23 protein-coding genes are annotated in these 24,480 nt (G+C 62.9%); 14 read left to right on the forward strand and 9 right to left on the reverse strand.

The annotated features are described in order from the left end of the window. Positions 1–8 precede the first annotated feature (8 nt). From nusB to nrdR, 6 genes are all read right to left on the reverse strand, one after another. A complete protein-coding gene (nusB, locus tag ABWL43_RS25870; protein ID WP_017135996.1) occupies positions 9–509 on the reverse strand; it encodes a transcription antitermination factor NusB in 501 nt (166 codons plus the stop codon). Next, positions 506–982, reverse strand: coding sequence for a 6,7-dimethyl-8-ribityllumazine synthase (gene ribE, locus ABWL43_RS25875; protein ID WP_003194576.1), 477 nt, complete (start codon positions 980–982; stop codon positions 506–508). Before ribE ends, nusB begins: the two co-directional genes overlap by 4 nt. Positions 983–1,070: 88 nt before the next feature. Further along, complete coding sequence (gene ribBA, locus ABWL43_RS25880) at positions 1,071–2,162, reverse strand: bifunctional 3,4-dihydroxy-2-butanone-4-phosphate synthase/GTP cyclohydrolase II (RefSeq protein ID WP_242201374.1); 1,092 nt, start codon at positions 2,160–2,162, stop codon at positions 1,071–1,073. Positions 2,163–2,177: 15 nt separating this feature from the next. Continuing rightward, a complete protein-coding gene (locus ABWL43_RS25885) occupies positions 2,178–2,840 on the reverse strand; it encodes a riboflavin synthase (protein WP_145162620.1) in 663 nt (220 codons plus the stop codon). Positions 2,841–2,888: 48 nt separating this feature from the next. Next, positions 2,889–4,025, reverse strand: coding sequence for a bifunctional diaminohydroxyphosphoribosylaminopyrimidine deaminase/5-amino-6-(5-phosphoribosylamino)uracil reductase RibD (gene ribD, locus ABWL43_RS25890; RefSeq protein WP_369302411.1), 1,137 nt, complete (start codon positions 4,023–4,025; stop codon positions 2,889–2,891). After that, positions 4,022–4,492, reverse strand: coding sequence for a transcriptional regulator NrdR (gene nrdR, locus ABWL43_RS25895; RefSeq protein ID WP_164487963.1), 471 nt, complete (start codon positions 4,490–4,492; stop codon positions 4,022–4,024). Before nrdR ends, ribD begins: the two co-directional genes overlap by 4 nt. Positions 4,493–4,631: 139 nt before the next feature. Between nrdR and ABWL43_RS25900 the strand changes: the two genes are divergently transcribed. The 3 genes from ABWL43_RS25900 to trxA all read left to right on the forward strand — a co-directional run bounded on the left by ABWL43_RS25900 (position 4,632) and on the right by trxA (position 6,739). Then, a complete protein-coding gene (locus tag ABWL43_RS25900; RefSeq protein ID WP_145162626.1) occupies positions 4,632–5,087 on the forward strand; it encodes a YbaY family lipoprotein in 456 nt (151 codons plus the stop codon). Beyond that, complete coding sequence (locus ABWL43_RS25905) at positions 5,084–5,740, forward strand: class I SAM-dependent methyltransferase (RefSeq protein WP_404485295.1); 657 nt, start codon at positions 5,084–5,086, stop codon at positions 5,738–5,740. Before ABWL43_RS25900 ends, ABWL43_RS25905 begins: the two co-directional genes overlap by 4 nt. Positions 5,741–5,866: 126 nt before the next feature. After that, complete coding sequence (gene trxA, locus ABWL43_RS25910) at positions 5,867–6,739, forward strand: thioredoxin (protein WP_145162632.1); 873 nt, start codon at positions 5,867–5,869, stop codon at positions 6,737–6,739. Here trxA and ABWL43_RS25915 read toward each other — a convergent pair. Beyond that, complete coding sequence (locus ABWL43_RS25915) at positions 6,736–7,077, reverse strand: hypothetical protein (RefSeq protein WP_404485299.1); 342 nt, start codon at positions 7,075–7,077, stop codon at positions 6,736–6,738. The two genes, trxA and ABWL43_RS25915, sit on opposite strands and share 4 nt — an antisense overlap. 130 nt (positions 7,078–7,207) lie before the next feature. Between ABWL43_RS25915 and ABWL43_RS25920 the strand changes: the two genes are divergently transcribed. The 5 genes from ABWL43_RS25920 to ABWL43_RS25940 all read left to right on the forward strand — a co-directional run bounded on the left by ABWL43_RS25920 (position 7,208) and on the right by ABWL43_RS25940 (position 11,267). Next, positions 7,208–7,813: a DUF2796 domain-containing protein gene (locus ABWL43_RS25920; RefSeq protein ID WP_242201343.1), complete on the forward strand. Its 606-nt coding sequence runs from the start codon at positions 7,208–7,210 to the stop codon at positions 7,811–7,813. Between the two features lie 149 nt (positions 7,814–7,962). Continuing rightward, positions 7,963–8,673, forward strand: coding sequence for an ABC transporter ATP-binding protein (locus tag ABWL43_RS25925; protein ID WP_145162641.1), 711 nt, complete (start codon positions 7,963–7,965; stop codon positions 8,671–8,673). A 1-nt stretch (position 8,674) separates the two neighbouring features. Continuing rightward, entirely contained in the window at positions 8,675–9,940 is a 1,266-nt protein-coding gene (locus ABWL43_RS25930) for an ABC transporter permease (protein ID WP_404485301.1), read from the forward strand. Between the two features lie 11 nt (positions 9,941–9,951). After that, positions 9,952–10,473: a DUF3299 domain-containing protein gene (locus tag ABWL43_RS25935; RefSeq protein WP_106580232.1), complete on the forward strand. Its 522-nt coding sequence runs from the start codon at positions 9,952–9,954 to the stop codon at positions 10,471–10,473. A gap of 95 nt (positions 10,474–10,568) precedes the next feature. Continuing rightward, on the forward strand, positions 10,569–11,267 hold the full coding sequence (locus ABWL43_RS25940; RefSeq protein ID WP_145162650.1) for an OmpW family protein: 699 nt from the start codon (positions 10,569–10,571) through the stop codon (positions 11,265–11,267). Positions 11,268–11,424: 157 nt separating this feature from the next. Here ABWL43_RS25940 and ABWL43_RS25945 read toward each other — a convergent pair whose 3' ends face one another. Further along, on the reverse strand, positions 11,425–12,309 hold the full coding sequence (locus tag ABWL43_RS25945; RefSeq protein WP_145162653.1) for a sugar nucleotide-binding protein: 885 nt from the start codon (positions 12,307–12,309) through the stop codon (positions 11,425–11,427). Between the two features lie 166 nt (positions 12,310–12,475). Between ABWL43_RS25945 and ABWL43_RS25950 the strand changes: the two genes are divergently transcribed. Then, positions 12,476–16,723: a DEAD/DEAH box helicase gene (locus ABWL43_RS25950; RefSeq protein ID WP_404485306.1), complete on the forward strand. Its 4,248-nt coding sequence runs from the start codon at positions 12,476–12,478 to the stop codon at positions 16,721–16,723. A 119-nt stretch (positions 16,724–16,842) separates the two neighbouring features. Here ABWL43_RS25950 and ABWL43_RS25955 read toward each other — a convergent pair whose 3' ends face one another. Continuing rightward, the gene (locus ABWL43_RS25955; RefSeq protein WP_404485308.1) at positions 16,843–18,972 is read right to left on the reverse strand and encodes a mechanosensitive ion channel family protein; all 2,130 of its coding nucleotides are present in this window, start codon (positions 18,970–18,972) and stop codon (positions 16,843–16,845) included. A gap of 177 nt (positions 18,973–19,149) precedes the next feature. Here ABWL43_RS25955 and ABWL43_RS25960 point away from each other — a divergent pair, with 177 nt between their 5' ends. From ABWL43_RS25960 to ABWL43_RS25980, 5 genes are all read left to right on the forward strand, one after another. After that, entirely contained in the window at positions 19,150–20,352 is a 1,203-nt protein-coding gene (locus ABWL43_RS25960) for an MFS transporter (protein WP_404485311.1), read from the forward strand. A 211-nt stretch (positions 20,353–20,563) separates the two neighbouring features. Beyond that, on the forward strand, positions 20,564–21,490 hold the full coding sequence (locus ABWL43_RS25965; RefSeq protein WP_404485314.1) for a DUF72 domain-containing protein: 927 nt from the start codon (positions 20,564–20,566) through the stop codon (positions 21,488–21,490). Beyond that, positions 21,487–22,263, forward strand: coding sequence for an endonuclease/exonuclease/phosphatase family protein (locus tag ABWL43_RS25970; protein ID WP_404485317.1), 777 nt, complete (start codon positions 21,487–21,489; stop codon positions 22,261–22,263). The genes ABWL43_RS25965 and ABWL43_RS25970 overlap by 4 nt, the downstream gene beginning before the upstream one ends. Beyond that, positions 22,260–23,522: a cardiolipin synthase ClsB gene (gene clsB, locus ABWL43_RS25975; protein ID WP_262208812.1), complete on the forward strand. Its 1,263-nt coding sequence runs from the start codon at positions 22,260–22,262 to the stop codon at positions 23,520–23,522. Before ABWL43_RS25970 ends, clsB begins: the two co-directional genes overlap by 4 nt. After that, positions 23,512–24,468 carry a lysylphosphatidylglycerol synthase domain-containing protein gene (locus ABWL43_RS25980; protein ID WP_404485319.1) on the forward strand — a complete coding sequence of 319 codons (957 nt, stop codon included), beginning with the start codon at positions 23,512–23,514 and terminating at the stop codon, positions 24,466–24,468. The genes clsB and ABWL43_RS25980 overlap by 11 nt, the downstream gene beginning before the upstream one ends. Positions 24,469–24,480: the final 12 nt, after the last annotated feature.

Raw genomic sequence — 24,480 nt, forward strand, 5'->3', positions numbered from 1 at the left:
AGCGCGACTTAGCGCTTGTGTTCCTTCACTTCGGCTTCACGCAGGCGCGGGGCCAATTTGTCGAGCACGCCGTTGACGAACTTGTGGCCGTCGGTCGAACCGTAGACTTTGGCCAGCTCGATCCCTTCGTTGATCACCACGCGGTACGGCACGTCAACGCGCTTGAGCAGTTCCCAGGTGGACAAGCGCATTACGCACAGTTCAACCGGGTCCAGCTCTTCGATCGTCAGGTCCAGGCAAGGCGCCAGCGCCGTGTCGATCTCGGTCAGGTTGGCATGCACACCGTGCAGGATGTCGTGGAAGTAGCTCTGGTCGGCAAACGTGAAGTCGTTGTCGACGCGGAACTGCGCTTCGATTTCGTTCAGCGAAGCGCCGGCCATCAGACGCTGGTACAGCGCCTGAGTCGCGAGTTGACGCGCTTTACGGCGCTTCTCGCTTTTGGACGGCTTGCCGGCATCCGCAGGGCGCGGGTCTTGGGGGTTGAACTGATCGCTCTCGTCGGAAATCACTTGGCCTCCAACTGCGACAGCAGGCTGACCATTTCCAGCGCGGACAGGGCAGCTTCAGCGCCTTTGTTACCGGCCTTGGTGCCGGAACGCTCGATGGCTTGCTCGATGGAATCTACGGTCAGCACGCCGAAAGCGACAGGCACGCCGAACTCCATGGACACCTGGGCCAGGCCCTTGGTGCATTCGCCGGCCACGTATTCGAAATGCGGGGTGCCGCCACGAATGACCGCGCCCAGGGCGATGATCGCCGCGTATTCACCCTGCTGAGCAACTTTTTGCGCAACCAGTGGAATTTCGAAGGCGCCAGGGGCACGGATGAGAGTGATATCGCTCTCGCTCACACCGTGGCGAACCAGGGCGTCAACGGCACCGCTTACCAGGCTTTCAACCACGAAGCTGTTGAAGCGGCCAACCACCAGGGCATAGCGGCCTTTGGGGGCGATGAAGGTACCTTCGATGGTCTTCAGGGTCATTCGACAAATCTCTTAAAGAGCCGGGACGCGAAAAGTGCGTCCCTCAGTGATGATTTAACCGCGAACAAGGGGCAAAAATCGCCGGCCTTTATTCGGAGGGCACGTATTCTACAACTTCCAGGTCGAAACCGGATATCGCATTAAATTTCATTGGCGCGCTCATCAGGCGCATTTTGCGTACGCCCAGGTCACGCAGGATCTGCGAACCGGCACCGACGATGCTGTAGGTGGTCGGTTTTTTCACCGGCACGTGGTCGGCGGTTTCGCGGATATGCGCCAGCAATACATCGCCGTCCAACGGGTGACCGAGCAACAGCACCACACCGCTGCCTGCCTCGGAGACCGCAGCCATGGCGGCGCGCAGGCTCCAGCGGCCGGGCTGCTTGACCATCAGCAGGTCGCGCAGCGGGTCCATGTTGTGCACACGCACCAGGGTCGGTTCTTCGGCGCAAATGTTCCCCAGCGTCAGGGCCATGTGCACGTCACCTTCCACTGAATCACGGTAGGTCACCAAATTGAATTGGCCCAGTTCGCTGTCCAGTGGCTGCTCGGCAATCCGCTGAACGGTACGTTCATGGATCATGCGGTAGTGAATCAGGTCGGCAATGGTGCCGATCTTGAGGTTGTGTTCAGCCGCAAACGCTTCAAGTTCAGTGCGACGAGCCATGGTGCCGTCGTCGTTCATCACTTCGCAGATGACGCCGCTCGGCTCGAAACCGGCCATGCGCGCCAGGTCGCAGGCGGCTTCGGTGTGGCCGGCACGCGCGAGGGTGCCGCCCGGCTGGGCCATCAGCGGGAAGATGTGGCCGGGGCTGACGATGTCTTCGGCCTTGGCGTCTTTGGCGGCGGCGGCTTGCACGGTGCGCGCGCGGTCGGCCGCAGAAATACCGGTGGTCACGCCGGTGGTCGCTTCAATCGATACGGTGAACTTGGTGCCGAAACCCGACCCGTTGCGCGGCGCCATCAAGGGCAGCTTGAGCAACTCGCAGCGTTCGCGGCTCATAGGCATGCAGATCAGCCCACGCGCGTGCTTGGCCATGAAGTTGATGTGCTCAGCCTTGCAGGCCTCGGCGGCCATGATGATGTCGCCTTCGTTTTCACGGTCTTCGTCATCCATCAGGATGACCATCTTGCCTTGGCGGATGTCTTCAACCAGTTCTTCGATGCTATTGAGCGCCACGCGGCACCCCCTTGGTCAGGATTTAAGGTAGCCGTTAGCGGCTAAAAAACTTTCAGTGATGTTCCCGGCAGTAGGCTCTGCGGCCTTATCGCCCAACAGCAGGCGCTCCAGGTAACGGGCAAGCAAGTCGACTTCCAGATTCACCCGGCGACCTGGCTGGTACGAGGCCATGATGGTTTCGCTCAGGGTGTGGGGAATGATGGTCAGTTCAAATTCGGCGCCATTCACGGCGTTCACGGTCAGGCTGGTGCCGTCGACGGTGATCGAGCCTTTGTGGGCGATGTACTTGGCCAGCTCTTTGGGTGCGCGGATGCGAAATTCCACGGCCCGCGCGTTTTCGCTGCGGGACACCACTTCGCCGACGCCATCGACATGGCCGCTGACCAGGTGGCCGCCCAGGCGCGTGGTCGGGGTCAGGGCTTTTTCCAGGTTGACCGGGCTGCCGGCCTTGAGGTCGTTCATCGCGGTGCAGTCCAGGGTTTCCCGGCTGACGTCGGCGGCAAAGCCGTTGCCAGGCAGCTCGATGACGGTCAGGCACACGCCGCTGACGGCGATGCTGTCGCCCAGCTTGACGTCGCCCAGGTCCAGCTTGCCGGTTTCAACCAGCAGGCGGATGTCGCCGCCTTTGGGAGTCATTGCACGGATGCTGCCGATGGATTCGATAATGCCGGTGAACATTTCGTTCTCCTGAAAACGAGGGGCTGTCGCTCAAGCGCGGGCCGGGAATTATACGCTCGCTGCTGGCATAGGGATGGCAGTGACTCGCCAGTCGTCGCCTACAGCGCGCATGTCAGTGATCTTGAGTGGGGGGGCATCGGCCAGTTTCTCAAGCGGCCAGTCCAGCAGAGGCCGGGCGGCGGAGCCGAGGAACTTGCCGGCGACGAATATCACGTACTCGTCCACCAGCCCTTGCTGGGCAAACGCACCGGCCAGGCTCGGGCCGGCTTCCACCAGCACATCGTTGACGCCACGGGCGGCCAGGGCCACCAGGGCCGAGCGCAGGTCGACCTGACCGTCAACGCCCGGCACCACCAGGCATTCGGGGCCACGGGGGAACTGGTTTTCCGCGGTCACGCAGGTGATGACCAACGCCGGGCCGGCCTTGAAGAACGGCGCATTGAGCGGCACCCGCAGGCGCCCGTCGATCAACACGCGCAAGGGCGGGCGCGACATGGCAAGTGCGGTGGTTTCATCGTCCAGGCCCAACTCGGCGGCGCGCACCGTCAGACGCGCGCCATCGGCCAGCACCGTGTCGGCGCCGGTCAGCACCACACTGGCCTCGGCACGCAGGCGCTGTACGGCGGCGCGGGCGGCCGGGCCGGTGATCCATTGGCTTTCGCCGCTGGCCATCGCGGTGCGGCCGTCCAGGCTCATCGCCAGCTTGACCCGCACAAACGGCAGGCCGTGCTCCATGCGCTTGAGGAAGCCCGGGTTCAGCGCGCGCGCTTCGCTTTCCAGCACGCCGCTGCGGGTTTCGATACCGGCTTGCGCCAAGCGCTGCATGCCACGCCCGGCCACTTCCGGGTTCGGGTCCTGCATCCCGGCCACCACGCGCGCCACACCGGCAGTCACCAGTGCATCGGCACACGGCGGCGTGCGTCCGTGGTGGCTGCACGGCTCCAGGGTTACATACACCGTGGCGCCACGCGCCTTGGCACCGGCAGCGCGCAGGGCATTCGGTTCGGCATGCGGTTCGCCGGTGCGCTCGTGCCAGCCTTCGCCGACAATCTGCCCGTCACGCACAATCACGCAGCCCACACGCGGGTTGGGGTGGGTGGTGTACACGCCCTTGCGCGCCAATTCGAGGGCGCGGGCCATGTAATGGGCGTCGAGGACAGCTTGTTCGGCAGACGGAGGGTTCATTTTTTGGCAGGCTCACGGGCCAGGCGGTCGATTTCTTCGCGGAACTCGTTGAGGTCCTGGAAGCGTCGATACACCGAGGCGAAACGGATATAGGCGACTTCGTCGAGCTTTTGCAGCTCGCCCATCACCAGCTCTCCAACCACCAGGCTCTTGACCTCGCGCTCGCCGGTCGCACGCAGCTTGTGCTTGATATGCACCAGCGCCGCCTCCAGCCGCTCGACACTCACCGGGCGTTTTTCCAGGGCGCGCTGCATACCGGCGCGCAGTTTGTCTTCGTCGAAAGGCTGGCGGCTGCCGTCGGACTTGATCAGACGTGGCAATACCAGTTCGGCGGTTTCGAAGGTGGTGAAACGTTCACCGCAGCCAGAGGCCAGGCATTCGCGCCGGCGACGTACTTGATCGCCCTCGGCGACCAGACGCGAGTCAATGACCTTGGTGTCGTTGGCACCGCAGAAGGGACAGTGCATGGTGGCAGGCAACAAAAAAAGGGAGGGCCATGGTAGCGCATCCCTGTGGCAAGACAAGCCATAGCCTTTACGGTATATAGGCAGGCTTATATGTTTCTTTATTTTAAAGCCACGGATTTTGCCCTTTCTGGAGCCGTACATGCAGTTACGACCACTTGTTTTACTCGCCCTGTTCAGTTTTCTGGTCGCCTGCAGCAGCGAAGCCCCCAAGCCTTCGGCGCCTCAACCGACGCCCGCCCAAGAGAAAAAAGTGCCCGGCATTGAAGACCTCGGCCCGCTGCCGGCTTATCAGCGCGAAATCAACGGCACCCTCAACGGCGTGCCGGCCAACGCCGAAGTCGAACTGGCCCTGCTGGTGATTGACGAGCGCAACCGCCCACAACAGCTGCTCGCCAGCAGCGTGTTGACCGGCAATGGCAAGCCCCTGGCGTTCCGCCTGCGCTTTAACCCGGAAGCCTTCCCGGCCGGTGCGCGGGTTGAATTGCGCGGTCGCGCCAGCCAGTCCGGCCAGTTGATCCTGCACCTGCCCGCCGTGCGCATCACCCAGGCAATTACCCAGGCCACCGGCCCGCTGCAACTCGTCCCGGCGCCATGACGCCACCGCTGGACCTGCAACGCGCCCTGAGCGAGCTGATCGGCGACGCGCAACTGGTGCCCTGCCCGCTGCCGGGCACCGAGCTGTCGTTGTGGCTGCTGGACGCGGACAATATGGACCGCGCCTTCAGCCCCGAAGAAACCCGGCGCATCCTGCATGAGCCGCCCTATTGGAGTTTCTGCTGGGCCAGCGGTCTGGCGCTGGCGCGTTACCTGGCGGCGTACCCCGAGTGGGTTGCCGGCAAGCGCGTGCTGGATTTTGGCGCAGGCTCTGGCGTGGCCGGGATTGCCGCCCTCAAGGCGGGCGCGCTGGAAGTGGTCGCGTGTGATTTGGACCCGCTGGCGTTGGCATCCTGCAGGGCGAATGCCGAACTCAACGGTGTGACCCTAGGTTATTCAGCCGACTTTTTCGCCGAAGCCGATCGCTTCGACCTGATCCTGGTGGCCGACGTACTCTACGACCGCGCCAACCTGCCGCTGCTCGACCATTTCCTGACGCGCGGCCGTGAAGCACTGGTAGCAGATTCGCGCGTGCGCGACTTCCAGCACCCGGCTTATCAACGCCTGGAGATCCTTGAGGCACTGACCCTGCCGGACCTGGCCGAGCCTTGGGAGTTTCGCAAGGTGAGCCTGTACCATTCGCGGCGCACTTGAGGCCATCGCGGGCACGCCCGCTACCACAAGGGAATGCGGTCAAGTGTGGGAGCGGCTTGCCCGCGATAGCGATCTGGACTCCATCACCTTATAGTTGCCCCATTCCCGCTTTATTCGAGACGCCCCATGAGTGAGCCCACGCCGTACATCTTCGACGTCACCACCGCCAACTTCGACCAGGCAGTGATCCAGAACTCCTTCGAGAAACCCGTGCTGGTGGATTTCTGGGCGGAGTGGTGCGCGCCGTGCAAGGCGTTGATGCCAATGCTGGCGAAAATTGCCGAGAGCTATCAGGGCGAGTTGCTGTTGGCCAAGGTCGATTGCGAGGCTGAGCAGGATATCGTCGCGCGTTTTGGCATTCAGAGCCTGCCTACGGTGGTGCTGTTCAAGGACGGCCAGCCGGTGGACGGGTTTGCCGGCGCGCAGCCGGAGTCGGCGGTGCGCGCAATGCTGGAGCCGCACGTGCAGATGCCACCACCGGCGGCGGCTGATCCGCTGGAGCAGGCCCAGGCGCTGTTTGCCGAAGGCCGCATCAGCGATGCCGAAGCGGTGCTGGTAACGATGCTGGGTGAAGACAACACCAACGCCGGCGCGCTGATCCTGTACGCGCGCTGCCTGGCCGAGCGCGGTGAACTGGGCGAAGCCCAGGCCGTGCTCGACGCCGTGAAAAGCGATGACCACAAAGCCGCCCTCGCCGGCGCCAAGGCGCAAATCACCTTCCTGCGCCAGGCCGCCGAGCTGCCGGACGCCGCCGACTTGAAAAGCCGCCTGGCGCAAAACCCGCAGGATGATGAGGCGGCCTATCAGCTGGCGATTCAGCAGCTGGCACGTCAGCAATACGACGCGGCGCTGGAAGGCTTGCTCAAGCTGTTTATCCGCAACCGCAGCTACAGCGAAGGCTTGCCGCACAAGACCTTGCTGCAGGTGTTTGAACTGCTCGGCAATGACCACCCGCTGGTCACCGCGTACCGCCGCAAGTTGTTTGCTGCGCTGTACTAATCGCCGATCCAGCTGTACAGCGGCGTATCCCCGCCGCTGGTCACTTTCACGCTGGCGTTATGGCGCAAGCGCACCAACAGACGCTTGCCTGATGCGGCGTCACCGGCCAAGCCTTCCAGCTGATCGAGCAGTTCCAGCCCGTTGAGTTGCCCGGCCTTGCGCAACAGGTCCTGGGCGTTCTGCCACAGATCATCATTGTGTTTGACCGGCGCGGCAGCGGGCGCGCTCGGTGTAGGCGCGGCCTGCAACTGGGCGCCCAAGCGCGCCCAATCGCCGTCGTCCAGCTCCAGGGTCAAGTCCACCGGCACGTCGCCGACCGTTCCACGAATTCGCAACATCGTCCCTACTCCTGCACTTTTCTGACGGGCATGCTCCCACGCGGCTTGCGCAACGCCAAGCGGGCGGTCAAACTCTGTCACTATTGTTATAAGATCACATAACAAAACTTTCATGTTCTGGAGCCTTCTCATGCGCCGTCTGCTGCTTGCTTTGCCGTTTGCCCTGCTGCCACTGGCAGTTGCCCATGCTCACGATGATCACGAACATGAGCACGGCAGCCTCGGCGCCCACGAGCATGGCGTCGGCCGTCTCAATGCGGTACTCGACGGTCAGGCGCTTGAGCTGGAATTTGACAGCCCGGCCATGAACCTCGTGGGTTTTGAACACCAGGCCAGCACGCCGGCCGACAAAGCCAAAGTCGCTGCAGTGCGCAAACAGCTGGAAAACCCGTTGGCCCTGTTCAACCTGCCCAAGCCCGCCGGTTGTGTGATCAGCACCCAGGAACTCAACAGCCCGCTGTTCGGCGACAAGCCTGAAGCCGATCATGATGACGACGACGATGATCACGCCACCGACGGCAAAGGCGCAGCCGCCCACGAACATCATCATGACCACAGTGAAATCCACGCCCACTACCAGTTCACCTGCGCCACGCCGACGGCCTTGAGCAACCTCGACCTGACCCAGGTGTTCAAGACCTTCCCCGCCACTCAGAAGATTCAGGTACAACTGATCGGCCCAAGCGGCCAGCAAGGTGTGGAAGCCACGGCCACCGCAGCCACCCTGAAGTTCTGATTTGAAACACGGTCAATGTGGGAGTTGGCTTGCCTGCGATAACGGTATAACAGACACATCCATATTGAATGTGCCGCCGTCATCGCAGGCAAGCCAGCTCCCACATTGGATCGGCGCCACGCTCTACAACCAGGCGATATTGATTTCACATGACCCAAGCACTGATCGAACTGTCTGACCTGGGCTTCAACTGGCCCGGTCACCCACAGTTGCTGGACATCCCAGCGTTTAGCCTGCAAGCCGGCGAAACCCTGTTTCTCAAAGGCCCGAGCGGCAGCGGCAAAACCACGCTGCTCGGCCTGCTCGGCGGCGTGCAGAAACCCAGCCGGGGCAGCATCCGCCTGCTCGGCCAGGAGCTGACCGAACTCTCGGCCGGCGCCCGCGACCGCTTTCGCGTGGACCACACCGGCTACATCTTCCAGCAGTTCAACCTGCTGCCGTTTCTGTCGGTGCGCGAGAACGTCGAGCTGCCTTGCCACTTTTCCAAGCTGCGCGCGCAACGCGCGGTTCAGCGCCACGGCAGCGTCGACCAGGCCGCCGCGACCTTGCTCGCGCATTTGGGCCTCAACGACAACAACCTGCTCGAGCGCCGCGCCGACTCACTGTCTATCGGCCAACAACAACGCGTCGCCGCCGCCCGCGCGCTGATCGGCCAACCGGAACTGGTGATCGCCGACGAACCCACCTCGGCGCTGGACTACGACGCGCGCGAGGCTTTCATTCAGTTGTTGTTCGCCGAATGCCGCGACGCTGGCGCCAGCCTGTTGTTTGTCAGCCATGACCAGAGCCTCGCGCCGCTGTTCGACCGCCACCTGTCACTGGCCGAACTCAATCGCGCCGCCACGCCCGCAGAGGTTTGAGATGTATTTGTTTCGTCTAGCCATGGCCAGCCTGGCTAACCGCCGCTTTACCGCGATCCTCACCGCCTTTGCCATCGCGCTGTCAGTCTGTTTGTTGCTCGCGGTGGAACGCGTGCGCGTTGAGGCGCGCAACAGTTTTGCCAGTACCATCAGCGGCACCGACCTGATCGTCGGCGCGCGTTCGGGCTCGGTCAACTTGCTGCTGTACTCGGTGTTCCGTATCGGCAACGCCACCAACAACATCCGTTGGGACAGCTACGAGCACTTCGCCGCCAGCCCGCAGGTGAAATGGGCGATCCCGATTTCCCTCGGCGACTCGCACCGCGGCTATCGGGTGATGGGCACCAACCAATCCTACTTCGAGCACTACCAATACGGCCGCAAACAGAACCTCGAACTGGCCAGCGGCCGCGCCTTTGCCACCGACCCGTTTGAAGTGGTGCTCGGCGCCGAAGTGGCCGAGGCGCTGCATTACAAGCTGGGCGACAAGCTGGTGCTGGCCCATGGTGTCGCGGTGGTCAGCCTGGTCAAACACGATGACAAGCCGTTCACCGTGGTCGGCATTCTGAAACGCACCGGCACGCCGGTGGACCGCACGCTGCACATCAGCCTCGGTGGCATGGAAGCCATTCACATCGACTGGCACAACGGCGTGCCGGCCCAGGGCAAAGGCCGCATCAGCGCCGATCAGGCGCGCAACATGGACCTCACGCCACAGGCCATCACCGCGTTCATGCTCGGTCTGAACAACAAGATTTCCACCTTCGCCCTGCAACGCGAAATCAATGAATTTCGCGGCGAGCCGATGCTGGCGATATTGCCGGGCGTGGCCCTGCAAGAGTTGTGGAGCATGATGGGCACCGCCGAAAAAGCGCTGTTCGTGATCTCGCTGTTCGTGGTGCTGACCGGTTTGATCGGCATGCTTACGGCGATCCTCACCAGCCTCAACGAGCGCCGCCGTGAAATGGCCATTTTGCGCTCGGTGGGCGCGCGGCCGTGGCATATCGCAACGCTGCTGATCTTTGAAGCCTTCGCCCTGGCGCTGTCTGGCGTGGTAGCGGGCATTGGTCTGCTGTACCTGTGCATCGCCGCGTCGCGCGGGTATTTGCAGGCCAATTACGGGCTGGACCTGCCGATGTCATGGCCGAGCGAATATGAATGGACCTTGCTCGCCGGCATTCTCGCCGCTGCGCTGTTGATGGGCAGCGTGCCCGCGTGGCGCGCCTATCGACAATCACTGGCCGATGGCCTGTCCATACGTTTATGAGGAAGGCTTCGATGCGTCGTGCCCTGTTTGCAATGCTGCTGTTGGTAGCAGTGCCCGTCTGGGCCGAAGACCAACCGAAGGATCTGTCATGGCAGGAGATGATCCCGCCGGACGCGCCGCCGGAAATCCCCAACATGAAACCGCTGCACGACCTGTCGAACATGGCCGACGCGCTGTCGGTCGAGTCGGCGCCGGCCGCCAAGCAGGACTTGCCCAACGCGCCGGTGGTGCAAAGCCTGGACGGTAAACACATCCGCTTGCCGGGTTACATCGTGCCGCTGGAAGTCAGCGAAGAAGGCCGCACCACCGAGTTTTTGCTGGTGCCGTATTTCGGCGCGTGCATCCACGTACCGCCGCCGCCCTCGAACCAGATCGTGCATGTGAAAAGCGAAGTCGGGGTGAAACTCGATGAGTTGTATCAGCCGTATTGGATCGAGGGCGCGATGCAGGTCAAGCCGTCATCCAGCGAGCTGGCCGACGCCGGTTATCAAATGGATGCCGACAAGATTTATGTCTACGAGCTGCAGGAATAGGGGCTGATCGTCCTTTCATTGAGCTGAGTCAAAGGATCGAACGGAACGATCTTTACCATTGGACGTACAACTTTTAACGTCCTTTTGGAGCTCCCATGAACAAGTCTCTGCTCGGCGCGTCCCTCTTCGCGCTCGCCCTCGCCGCCCCGGTCGCACACGCTCACGAAGCGGGCGAAATTCTGATTCGCGCCGGTGCAATTACCGTGAATCCGGAAGCTGAAAGTGGCCATGTGAAGGTTGATCAGGGCCCGTTGGCGGGCACCAACCTGGGCGGCAAGGCGACCATGAGCAGCGACACCCAACTGGGTTTGAACTTCGCCTACATGCTGACCAACCACGTCGGTATCGAACTGCTGGCGGCCACGCCGTTCGAGCACGATGTGAAGATCAAGAACACCGCCCTCGGCGCCGCCAACGGCAAGCTCGGCACCCTCAAGCACCTGCCGCCAACCCTGAGCGTCGTGTACTACCCGATGGATAGCAAATCCGCCTTTCAGCCGTACGTGGGCGCCGGTATCAACTACACCTGGATCTACGACGAGCACGTCAGCAGCCGCGCCGAACAAGCCGGTTTCAGCAACTTCAAGGCCGAAAACTCCTGGGGCTGGGCCGCGCAGATCGGCGCCGACTACATGATCAACGACAAGTGGATGATCAACGCCCAGGCGCGCTACATCGACATCAGCACCAAGGCCACCGTGGACAACAATGCGCTGGGCCAGGGCACACGTGCCAAGGTCAATGTGGACGTTGACCCAATGGTTTACATGGTGGGTATCGGCTACAAGTTCTAAGTAACACTGCATAACCCCTGTGGGAGCGGGCTTGTGTGGGAGTCGGGCTTGCCCGCGATGCAGACACCTCGGTGTATCAGTGATACCGAGGTGATGCGATCGCAGGCAAGCCAGCTCCCACACAAAACCCGCTCCCACATTTTGGTTTTGTGCGGTGTCAGCTGTGGCGGTAGAACCGATCCAGCAACGCCGGCAACCCCGCCCGCCATGCCCGAGGCTTGATGCCGAAGGTGTGCAGGATTTTCTTGCAGGCCAGCACCGCGTGTTGCGGTTCATCTGCCGCATCCGGGCGTGCCGCGTGAGCCTGGGCGGTAGGCGATTCGATCGCCAGCGGGTGGAAATTACGCGCTTCGGTGAGGATCGCCTGGCCCAGCGCCAACGGTGTGGTCGCCTCATGGCCGGCGTAGTGATAGGTGCCCCACAGCGGCGCCGCGCAATCAAGTTGCTTGAGCACCGAGATGATCACCCGCGCGGCATCGTCCACGGGCGTCGGGTTACCCCGGCGATCATCGGCCATCAACAACTCATCCGGTTTTTCGGCCCGCGCCAAAAAGCGCCCGAGGGTGCCGTCGACGCTGTCATCCAGCAGCCAACCAAAACGCAGCAGCACATGTTGCGGGCAGGTGGCGCGCACGCTCTGCTCGATGCGCCACAACGCCTGGCCACGCAGGCCCAAGGGCACCGGCTCGTCTTTTTCGCTGTAGGCGGTGGCGCGGGAGCCATCGAACACGCGGTAGCTGGACGGTTGCAGCAAGGTAATGTTGTGGTGCTGACACAGCTCGGCCAGGCGCTCGATGGCGAATTCCTGAGAGGCCAAACGGGTTTCGCTGACCGCTTCGGCCTGAAACCAGTCGAAATAGTAGGCGAGGTTGATCAACGCATCGGGACGGGTGTCGTCGAGCAATTGGGTAAGGCTCGCGGCATCCCAGCCGTCTTGGGGCGGTTTGGGTGCGAGGAAACCGATGTCTTCCTCTGCACCGAGGCGAATCAGCGCTTGCCCGAGGGCATTCCCGCCGCCCAGTAACATAAGGCGCATTCGCATAGAGTGTGCAGGCCCGGTCTGTTTGGAACGATGGTTATTGTCGGCAGGCGGATGAAGCCGGCCGTAGGTTTATTCCAGAATCGTTGCATTTTGCGGGTTTGTAGCGCAACCGTCACGGATAAAGTGCGGGGTTGCAACTTGGCACCGCCGGTTGCATATAAGGGGTATGAACCTTCCTGAAACCACGGACACGGTCTTGAACGGCTTTCACCCCGCTGTCAGCGCCTGGTTCCGCAACGCTTTCCCCTCGGTGACCAGCGCCCAGGCCCAGGCGTGGCCGCTGATTCGCCAGCGCCGCTCCACCCTGATCGCTGCGCCCACCGGTTCCGGCAAGACCTTGACGGCGTTCCTCGCCGTACTGGATGACCTGGTGCACCAAGGCCTGGCGAATGGCGGGCAACTGCCGGACGAGACGCTGGTGGTGTATGTCTCGCCGCTCAAGGCATTGTCCAACGACATCCAGATCAACCTGCAAAACCCGCTCACCGGCATCACCGCGCAGCTGCAGGCGATGGGCTTGCCGCCCTTGGTGATCCGCACCGCCGTGCGCACCGGCGACACCCCGCAAAAAGACCGCGCACAGATGCGCAAGCGCCCGCCGCATATTCTGGTGACCACCCCGGAATCGCTCTACGTGCTGCTGGGTTCGGACTCCGGCCGGCATATGCTCGCCAGCACGCGCACGGTGATCGTCGATGAAATCCACGCCATCGCCGCCAGCAAGCGCGGCAGCCATATGGCCCTGAGCCTGGAACGCCTGCAGGGCCTGTGCGCCGAACCGCTGACCCGCATTGGCCTGTCTGCCACGCAAAAGCCCATCGAGGCGGTGTCGCGCTTTTTGGTCGGCACCGACCGCCCCTGCGCAATTGTCGATATCGGCCACGCCCGCCCGCGTGACCTGGATATCGAAGTGCCGCCGGTGCCGCTCTCGGCGGTCATGGCCAACGACGTGTGGGAACTGGTCTACAACCGCCTCGTCGAGCTGGCGCGCGAACACCGCACCACGCTGATTTTCGTCAACACCCGGCGCCTGGCCGAACGTCTGGCACGGCACTTGAGCGAGCGCCTGGGCAAAACCGCCGTGGCCGCGCACCACGGCAGCCTGGCCAAAGAGCTGCGCCTGGACGCCGAGCAACGGCTCAAGGCCGGCGAGTTGCAAGTGCTGATTGCCACTGCGTCCCTGGAGCTGGGGATTGATATCGGTGACGTCGACCTGATGTGTCAGATCGGCTCGCCCGGCTCAATCAATGGTTTCCTGCAACGCGTCGGCCGTTCCGGGCACCAGGTCGGCGGCACGCCCAAGGGGCGCCTGTTCGCCACCACCCGCGACGACTTGATCGAGTGTGCCGCCCTGCTCGACTGCGTGCGCCGGGGTGAGCTGGACACCTTGCAGATCCCGGTCGCGCCGCTGGATGTACTGGCCCAGCAGATCATCGCCGAAGTCAGCGCGCAGGAATGGTCGGAACCCGCATTGCTCGATCTCATTCGCCGCGCCTCGCCCTACGCCGCGCTGGACGAGCGCCATTACCAGGCGCTGTTGCAGATGCTCGCCGAGGGCTATAACGGCCGCCAGGGCATCCGTAGCGCCTACCTGCACCGCGACGCCGTGACCCACACCCTGCGCGGCCGCCGTGGCGCCAAGCTGACCGCCGTGACCAGCGGCGGCACCATCCCCGACAACGCCGACTACAGCGTGCTGCTGGAGCCGCAGAGCCTGAACATCGGCAGCGTCAACGAAGACTTCGCGGTGGAAAGCATCGCCGGGGATATCTTCCAGCTCGGTAATACGTCCTACAGAATTTTGCGGGTCGAAGCCGGCAAGGTGCGGGTTGAGGACGCCCACGGCCAGCCGCCGACCATTCCGTTCTGGCTGGGCGAGGCGCCGGGGCGCAGCAACGAATTGTCGGCGGCGGTGGCGCGGTTTCAAGGCCAGCTCGACGCGCTGCTCAGCGCCACGCCCGGCGACTTGCAAGCGGCCCTCGACTGGCTCACCGGCACCCTTGGCCTGAACCACGCCAGCGCCGAGCAGGTCCTCGATTACCTGGCCCGCGCACGCCTGGCCCTGAGCGCGCTGCCGTCCCAGGACACGTTGATCATGGAGCGGTTTTTCGACGAGTCCGGCGGCACCCAACTGATCATTCACACGCCGTTTGGCAGCCGTATCAATCGCGCCTGGGGCCTGGCGTTGCGCAAGCGTTTTTGCCGCACGTTCAATGTCGAATTGCAGGCGGCGGCCAGTGAAAATGCAATCGTGCTGTCGCTGTCGACCAGCCACAGTTTCGAGCTGGATGACGTGTGGCGGTATCTGAACAGCAACAGTGCCGAGCACGTCCTGATCCAGGCTGTGCTGGACGCGCCGCTGTTCGGCGTGCGCTGGCGCTGGAACGCCGGTGTGGCACTGGCATTGCCGCGTTATACCGGCGGGCGCAAAGTGGCGCCGCAGATCCAGCGCATGAAAAGCGAAGACCTGATCGCCAATGTGTTTCCCGACCAGATCGCCTGCCTGGAAAACCTCGCCGGCGAGCGCGAAGTGCCCGAGCACCCCTTGGTGGAGCAGACCCTCGACGACTGCCTGCACGACGCCATGGACAGCAACGCCTGGCTAGCGTTGCTGCGGCGCATGGAAAGCGGCGAAGTGCGGCTGATCAGCCGTGACCTGCCGGCGCCCTCGCCCATGGCCGCGGAAATTCTCAGCGCGCGCCCCTACACCTTTCTCGACGATGCCCCCTTGGAGGAACGCCGTACCCAAGCCGTGCTCAACCGGCGCTGGAGCGACCCGCACAGCACCGACGACCTCGGCGCGCTGGATGCCGAGGCCATCGCCGGCGTGCGCGAGGAAGCCTGGCCGGCGCCCAATGGCCTGGACGAAATGCACGAAGCGCTGATGAGCCTGGCCTGCATTGCCACTCACGAGGTCACGCCGCAATGGGCCGAGTGGCTGCAGGCCTTGGCCAAGGGTGGGCGCGCCTATGCATTGAGCAATGGCCTGTGGGTGGCGGTGGAACGCTTGAGCTGTTTGCAGGCTATTTATCCCAACGACTTGCCGTTGCTGCCGGGCTTCGATGAACCCTGGACCACTGATGATGCGCTGGTCGAAGTGCTCCGCGCCCGCCTCGGCGGGTTCGGCCCGCTGAGCCTGATCGAGATCGCCGCGCCATTGGCCCTGCCGGTGGCGGACGTAACCCAGGCACTCGCTCGCCTGGAGCAGGAAGGCTACGTGCTGCGCGGCCGTTTCAGCCCTGGCGCCAGCGAAGAACAGTGGTGCGAACGGCATTTGCTCGCGCGCATTCATCGCTACACGGTCAAGCGCCTGCGCCGGGAAATCGAGCCCGTGGCGCTGCAGGATTTCATGCGCTTTCTGTTCGATTGGCAGCACCTGTCCGAGGGCACACGCGGCCAGGGCAGCGCCATGTTGCCGCAGATTGTCGCGCAGTTTGAGGGCTACGCCGCCGCTACCTCGGCTTGGGACACAGACCTGCTGAGCGCGCGCCTGAAGGATTACTCATCCACCTGGCTCGACGACCTGTGCCGCAGCGGCAAGCTGGTGTGGACGCGGCTGAGCAACAAGGCTGGCGCGATGGCCCTGCGCAGCACACCGGTGGTGTTGCTGCCGCGCAGCCAAGTGCCGCTGTGGAGCGGGCTGACCGAGATGACCGACAGCACCACGCTGTCGCCCAAAGCGCAGAAAGTCCACGTGGCGCTGCGTGAACATGGCGCGCTGTTTTTCGACGAACTGGTGCACGAAGCCCATCTGCTGCGCAGCGAACTGGAGACGGCGCTGCAGGAACTGGTGGGCGCCGGGCTGGTGAATGCCGACAGCTTCGCCGGCCTGCGCGCGCTGACCACACCCGCCAGCAAACGCCAGGCGCGCAGCAGCCGGCGCGGACGCGGGGCGTTTATCGGCGGCATGGACGACGCCGGGCGCTGGGCTTTGTTGCGCCGTTCACCGAGCGCTGCCGGGCCACATTCGGCCGAGACGCTGGAGCATGTGGCGATGACCTTGCTGCGCCGCTATGGCGTGGTGTTCTGGCGGTTGCTGGAGCGTGAGGCGGATTGGCTGCCGAGCTGGCGCGAATTGCTGCGTACTTTCCATCGGCTCGAAGCGCGCGGGGAGATCCGCGGCGGGCGGTTCGTCAGTGGGCTGGCGGGCGAGCAGTTTGCGTTGCCGGAGGCGATTGCGTCATTGCGCGAAGTCCGCCGCCGGCCGCATGACGGCAGTTTGATTGCGGTGTGCGGGGCTGATCCGCTGAACCTGGTGGGCACGCTGCTGCCGGGCAGTAAAGTGCCGGCGGTGAGTGGCAATCGGGTGGTGTACCGCGACGGGCTGCCGGCGGCGGTGATGGTCGGCGGCAAGCAGCAGATATGGGTGGAGGTGGATCAGTTGGCGGTGCAGGAGAAGTTGCTCAGGCATTAAGTCGCAGTGACTTCAAGGGCCTCATCGCAGGCAAGCCAGCTCCCACATTGAACGGGTTCACACGGTCAAAAGGTGGGAGCCGGGCTTGCCCGCGATGGGGCCAGCCCAGACACCTTCCCTCACTGGGTACGCGGCTGCTCGGTCAACACCACCGAAGCCGGCGCTTCCTCATCCGGCTCATCCACCTGCGCCGTGCGCTTGGGCAGCAAGACCTGCTGTGGATAAGTTTGCGCGAAGTGCACCTCATCACAGTTATCCACAAGCTTTTTCAAGCGCTGGTTGAACGCGCGGCTCACCGCGTATTGCCCGCCCGACACCGTGCGGAATTGCGCGGTCAGCACCACGCCGTTGAGGTCCATCTTGTCGACGCCAAACACCTCCAGCGGCCCTTGCAGGTTGTACTTGAGGAACACGTCATCGCGAATCGATTGCCCGGCCTCGCGGATCAGGTCCACGGCCTTGTCCACATCGGTGTCGTAGGTGAACTGCACCGAGAAGAACGCATAGGCAAATTGCCGCGACTGGTTGGTGACCGCCTTGATCTGCCCGAACGGCACCGAGTGCACAAAACCTTTGCCGTCACGCAGGCGCAACGTACGGATGGTCAGGCCTTCGACGGTACCGGCGTGGCCCGAGTCGAGCACGACCCAATCACCGATGGACAGCGTGTCCTCGATGATGATGAACAGGCCAGTGATCACGTCCTGCACCAATTGCTGCGAGCCAAAACCGATGGCCAGACCGACCACACCGGCACCGGCCAGCAGCGGCGCGACGTTGATGCCAAGGTTGGCCATGGTGGTGATCGCGCAGATCACCACCAGGATGATTTTCACCGCGTTACGCAGCAGCGGCAGGATGGTTTTGACCCGCGTACTCGGCTGACGGCTGGAGCGTTTATTAACCGGCGGTTTCAGCGCTTCCTGAATCGCGGTGTCGAGCACCACCCAGAACAGCCAGGTCATCAGCAGGATCAGGCCGATGCTGCTCAGGGAGTCGCTGATCGCGCGGCCCACCGAGTTACGCTGGGCAAATTCGAACAGCGAGATGCCCCAGATACGCCCCAGAATTTCGATAAACGCGATGGCCATGGCGATGCGTAAGATCGCGTGCAACAGGCTGAGGAAGCGCTCCTTGTAGGCGCTGCTGCGCTGGATCGCCACCTGGCTGCGGGACTTGAACAGGTGTTGCAGCACCGTGCTGAGAAACACCGTGCCGATCAGCAAAATCGTGGTGAACAGCGCACAGCGCAGCGCCTTCTGGTTATCGTCGCCAGCGCCGATCAGGTTGATCGCCGAAACCAGCACCATCAACAGAATCGGCCAGTACCACAGCCCGGAAAACACTCGCAGCGATTGCTGCAGCGCAGGGTGTTTGAGGCGCTGGGCCAGTGGCCGATTGCGGATCAAATGCGCCACCGGCCGGCGCAGGCGCACCACCAATACACCGAAAATCACCGCCGCGAACAGGCCGGTGAAAACCGCGATGCTGCTGGTGATATTGCCACCCAACTGTCGGGCGATCTGCGGGCTGGTCAGCGCGTCGCTGAGGGCGGCCAGGAAGCCGATCAGAAACAGCGGCTTGGGGCAGTAGTTGCGAATGATCTGCACGGCCGGGCGCTTGTGGCCGAGATTGAACATGACGATCACGCACAGCAACATCGACGTGGAAAAGATGCCGCTGCTGGTGGCGTAGGCAAAACACAGTGCCAGCGCGCGACCCACCGACGAGGCCAGGAAGTGGCTGACGTAGAGGGTCAGCGGCAGACAGATGAGCGCGGGGATCGTGTAGGGCACCACATACCCCAAGACTGCCAGCAAGCGTTCGCGTCGTTCGACGAAATGCCGCCGACTCAAGCGCTGCACAACAAAGTGCCCCAGCAGAGTCAACACCGCAAAGGCGCCAACCCAGACGCCGGACAGCAGCAGGAAGTCGCCGGCCACGCTCCACGGCGAGCGCTCAGCCGTCTGGTCGACCAGGCGCCCCACCTCATCCGCCGCGCGATCGGCACGCAAGCGCCAGGCGTCGATGAGGTTCTGGTTGAGGTCGAGCTTGTCTTGTACATCGTCAATGCTGGAACTGATGGCGCCCAGCAAGCCGCCCTCGACCAGCAACTCCGGTTTGGCCGGTTCAGCCGCTGCGGCAGGCGTGGCCGGCGCTGCGGCGGCCGCAGGCGTAGCAGCTTGCAGCGCGCCATTGCCACACAGCAGCAGCGCACCAAGCAGTAATGCAGTCTTTAAATTCAGCAAAACACCGGGCTCCATCAGCAGGGTCTGTAAGGAACTGACGGGTTTGAGCCTTGATCGTTCCCCGCCATTGGGCATCTTTGCCTCCCGGTCAACTATCAAATGCCGATCACTGTCTTTTTCCGCACACGCCAAATCCTGACACTGCGCTCCTGAATCACACCCATCGGAGTTGCAGCCATGCCCATTGCCCTGCTCGCGCTGACCCTCAGCGCTTTTGCCATCGGGACGACCGAGTTCGTCATCGTTGGCCTGTTACCCACCATCGGCGCCGACCTGGGCGTCGACCTGCCGTCCGCCGGCTTGCTGGTCAGCCTGTACGCCTTGGGCGTTGCCATTGGCGCGCCGGTGCTCACCGCCCTCACCGGCAAGGTGCCGCGCAAACTACTGCTGTTGTCGCTGATGGTGCTGTTCACCCTTGGCAACCTGTTGGCCTGGCAGGCGCCGAGTTATGAATCGCTGGTGCTGGCGCGAATCGTCACCGGCCTGGCCCACGGGGTGTTTTTCTCGATTGGCTCGACCATCGCCACCAGCCTGGTGCCCAAGGAGAAAGCCGCCAGCGCGATTGCGATCATGTTTACCGGCTTGACCGTTGCACTGGTCACCGGCGTGCCGCTGGGCACGTTTATCGGCCAGCACTTCGGCTGGCGGGAAACGTTCCTCGCTGTCTCGGCCCTGGGGGTGATCGCGTTTGTCGGCAGCCTGATCTATGTGCCGAACAGCATCGCCCACCGCAAACCCGCCTCGTTGCTGCAACAACTGCAAGTGCTCAAGCAGCCACGTTTGCTGCTTGTGTACGCCATGACCGCCATCGGCTACGGCGGCTCGTTCATCGCGTTTACCTTTCTGGCGCCGATCCTTCAGGACATTTCCGGCTTCAGCGCCGGCACCGTCAGCCTGGTGCTGCTGGTGTACGGCATCTCGGTGGCGGTGGGGAATATCTGGGGCGGCAAGCTGGCCGATAAACGCGGCCCGATCAGCGCGTTGAAAATCATCTTCGCCCTGCTCGCGGCGGTGCTGTTCATCCTCACCCTGACCGCCAGCAATCCCTGGCTGGCGCTGGCCACCGTCCTGGTGTGGGGCGCGGTCGCCTTCGGCAATGTGCCGGGCCTGCAGGTGTACGTGGTGCGCCAGGCTGAACGTCACACCCCGCAGGCGGTGGATGTGGCGTCGGGCTTGAACATTGCGGCGTTCAACCTCGGAATTGCCGGCGGCGCCTGGGCTGGGGGCTTGATCGTGGCGCACATGGGCTTGATCCACACCGCGTGGATCGGCGGCTCAGTGGTGTTGGTGGCCCTGGCACTGACGGCGTGGAGCGGTCGGCTGGACCGGTTGGGGCCGGTGTATGCCGACAGCTCGACGCGCACGGTAGTCGGGCACTGATTCAGCACGCCGCACATCCAATGTGGGCGCTGGCTTGCCTGCGATTGCGGTACGCCAGCGTCGCATTCATCGCCTGACCTACCGCTATCGCAGGCAGCCCGCGCCCACATTCTTTACCTCGTACCGTCTGTAGGAACGGCGAAACTTTCCGACAAAAACCGCAGTCATCCCAAAACGGAGGTCACTTGACCCTACATCCACGGGAGCAATTATGGCGGCGATTCACATCGGCATTTCCGGCTGGCGCTACACGCCCTGGCGGGGGGATTTCTACCCCGAGGGCCTGACCCAGAAACGCGAATTGCAATTTGCGTCACGCGCCGTCAACAGCATCGAAATCAACGGCTCGTTTTACGCCCTGCAAACACCCAAGCGTTATGCCGAGTGGTACGCCGACACGCCTGATAATTTCATGTTCAGCGTGAAGGCACCGCGCTATATCACCCACATTCTGCGCTTGCGCGATGTGCACAAGCCGATGGCCAATTTCTTTGCTTCCGGGGTGCTGGAACTGAAAGAAAAACTCGGGCCGATCCTCTGGCAATTCCCGCCCAGCTTCACATTCGACCCGCCGCTGTTTGAAGCCTTTCTTCAGCAACTCCCCACCGACACCCAACAGGCCGCCGACCTCGCCCGCGAGCACGAGCCGCGCCTGAACGGCAAGGCGAGCATGCAAGCCCATGGCAAAAAGCCGCTGCGTCATGCGGTGGAAATTCGCCACAAGAGTTTTGCAGTACCGGAGTTTGTGCAGATGCTGGACAAGCACGGCGTGGCACTGGTGGTCGCCGATACCGCCGGCAAGTGGCCGTATATCGAAGACGTCACCGCCAACTTCCTGTACCTGCGCCTGCACGGTGACAAGAAGCTCTACGCCAGCGGCTACACCGCCGAGGCGATCAAGCGTTGGGGTGACCGCATCGATCGCTGGCGCCAGGGCAAACAACCGGCGGATGCGCAGTTGGTCGACCCGAAACACACGCCACGCGCGCGCAAGCAACGCGATATTTTTTGCTATTTCGACAACGACATCAAAGTGCGCGCGCCCTTCGATGCGCGCCAACTGTTGCAGCGCTTCGAGCTGGATAAGCACTTGGCCACCGAGCCCGGCAAGTTGCCGGAACCCGGGGTGCTGCCATGACTCATCCGGAATTGATCCCCGCCACGCCCACCACCGCCATCACGCGCTTCAAAGTGCTGACGGTGAACATCCACAAGGGTTTCACCGCGCTGAACCGCCGCTTCATCCTGCCCGAGCTGCGTGAAGCGGTGCGCAGCGTGGGCGCCGACATGGTGTTCTTGCAGGAAATCCACGGCACTCACGAACGCCATCCCCAGCGCTACCAGGACTGGCCGAAGATGCCGCAATACGAGTTCCTGGCCGACAGCATCTGGCCGCAGTTCGCTTACGGGCGCAACGCGGTCTACCCGCATGGCGACCACGGCAACGCGTTGTTGTCCAAATTCCAGATCGTGCGCTACGACAACCTCGACATCTCGCAAAGCGGCCATGAAAGCCGCGGGCTGCTGCATTGCGTATTGCGCCTGCCCGGCACCGGCCAAGAGGTGCATGCGATCTGCATGCACTTGGGCCTGCGCGAAGTGCATCGTCAGCAGCAATTGCGCTTGCTGGAACAGCGCATCAGCGAAATCCCGGCCGACGCGCCGCTGGTGGTGGCCGGTGATTTCAATGACTGGCGCCAGAAGGCCGACCTGAGCCAGAGCGGCCTCAGAGAAGTGTTTGTTGACGCCACGGGTAAGCACGCGCGTACGTTTCCGGCGCGCCTGCCGCTGTTACCGCTGGACCGCATCTATGTGCGCAACCTGAAAATTCACAACCCCAAGGTACTGACTACCCGGCCGTGGTCGCATCTGTCAGACCATGTGCCATTGTCGGTGGAGATCGAGTTATGACCGTCGCGGTAGAGCACATTGCCACCGACCAGCCGCCCGACGACGCCAAGGCGCGTGATGTCGATTACGGCTGGCAGAGTGGCAACCGTCTTGAGTTGCTGGAGAACGGCGAGGCTTACTTCCCCAGGGTCTTCGACGCGATGCGCGAGGCCCAGCGGGAGATCCTGCTGGAGACCTTTATTCTGTTCGAAGACAAGGTCGGCCATGAACTCAAAGGCATCCTGATCGAGGCGGCGCAGCGCGGCGTCAAGGTGGTGGCCAGCCTCGACGGGTTTGGCTGCGGCGAGCTGAGCCCGGCGTTTCTCGGTGAGCTGGCCGAGGCTGGCGTGCTGGTGCAGATGTTTGACCCGGCGTCGAAAACGCTGGGGATTCGCACCAACTGGTTCCGTCGCCTGCACCGCAAGATCGTGGTGGTGGACGCCACCGTGGCGTTTATCGGCGGGATCAATTTTTCTGCCGACCATCTGGGCGATTTCGGCCCCGAAGCCAAGCAGGATTATGCCGTGCGCGTGACCGGCCCTGCGGTCGCCGACCTGCATCATTTCGCCCTGGCCCAAAGCGGTCGCCAGGTGCGCACGCGGCGCGGCTGGCGACGGCGCCAGCAACGGCCGACACCGTGGACAACGGCCAATGAGGACGGCCTGGTACGTTTGATTTACCGCGACAACGTGCAGCATCGCGACGATATCGAAGAGGCCTATATCCACGCCTTGAGCAAGGCGCAAAAACGCGTGGTGATTGCCAACGCCTACTTCTTCCCCGGCTACCGCCTGCTGCGCGAGATTCGCAATGCCGCGCGCCGTGGCGTGCACGTGCAACTGATCATGCAGGGCCAGCCCGACGTGCTGTTGGCCAAGCTGGCAGCGCGCATGCTTTATGACTATTTGCTCAAGGACGGCGTGGTGATCCATGAGTATTGCCAGCGCCCGCTACACGGCAAAGTCGCGTTGGTGGACGACGAGTGGAGCACCGTAGGCTCAAGCAACCTGGACCCATTGAGCCTGTCCCTGAACCTGGAAGCCAACGTGTTGATTCGCGACCGCGCGTTCAACCAGCAGCTGTATGAACGCCTGGAACTGCTCGCCCGCGAGCACTGCCAGACCATGCCGGAAAATCGCAAGCCACGCCTGTGGTTATGGCGGTTGACCGTGGGTTTTTTGGTGTTTCATGTGATGCGCCACTTCCCCGTGCTGACGGGCTGGCTGCCCGCGCACAAGCCGCGTTTGAAACCCTTCGAGAGCCAGGCCCATGACCTCTGAAGCCGGTGGTTCACGACTCAAACGCTGGAAGAAGCCGCTGACCGTCGTCTTCTTCCTGGTGTTGATCGCGCTGTTCACCCTGCTCGCACGGCGCATCGACTGGAGCGAAGTGCTGCAGACGCTCGGCGACTTCAAGCTGCGCACGTTGTTGATCGCCGGCGCGCTGACCCTGTGCAGTTTTCTCGTCTACGCCAGTTTCGACCTCATCGGCCGCACTTACATCCGCCAACCGCTGGGTTGGAGGCAAATCCTGCCGGTGGGAATCATCAGCTACGCGTTCAACCTCAACCTGAGCGCGTGGGTCGGCGGGATTGCCATGCGTTACCGGCTGTATTCGCGGCTCGGGGTAAGCACCGGCAATATCGCCAAGATTCTTGGGCTGAGCCTGGCCACCAATTGGTTCGGCTATATGGCGCTGGCCGGTGTGGTGTTCAGCAGCGGTTTGGTGACGATGCCGCCCGGGTGGAAAGTCAGCACCCTGGCCTTGCAAGGCATTGGTGTGTTGCTGGTGTTGGTCAGCCTCGGCTACCTGGCAGCCTGCCGGTTTTCGACAAAGCGCGCGTGGTCGATCAAGGGCATCGAGATCAACCTGCCTTCGCTGCGCATGGCCTGTTTACAGCTGGCAATGGGCGCGCTGAACTGGTCACTGATGGCGGCGGTGATCTTCACCTTGTTGCCGGCCAAGCTGGACTATCCACTGGTGCTGGGCGTGTTGCTGATCAGCGCGATTGCCGGCGTGGTTACACATATCCCGGCGGGGCTTGGGGTGCTGGAGGCAGTGTTTATCGGCTTGCTGCAGCATGAGGCGTCGCGCGGCAGCTTGCTTGCCGGTTTGATCGCCTACCGCGCGATCTACTTTATTTTGCCGCTGCTGATTGCGTTGGTGATGTACCTCGCGGTGGAGGCTAAGGCCAAGGCGTTGCGGGTTAAAAAGACACCGGCTTGATGCAGTGTTGGC

Source organism: Pseudomonas sp. HT11 (genome assembly GCF_044875395.1).
Taxonomy (GTDB): Bacteria; Pseudomonadota; Gammaproteobacteria; order Pseudomonadales; family Pseudomonadaceae; genus Aquipseudomonas.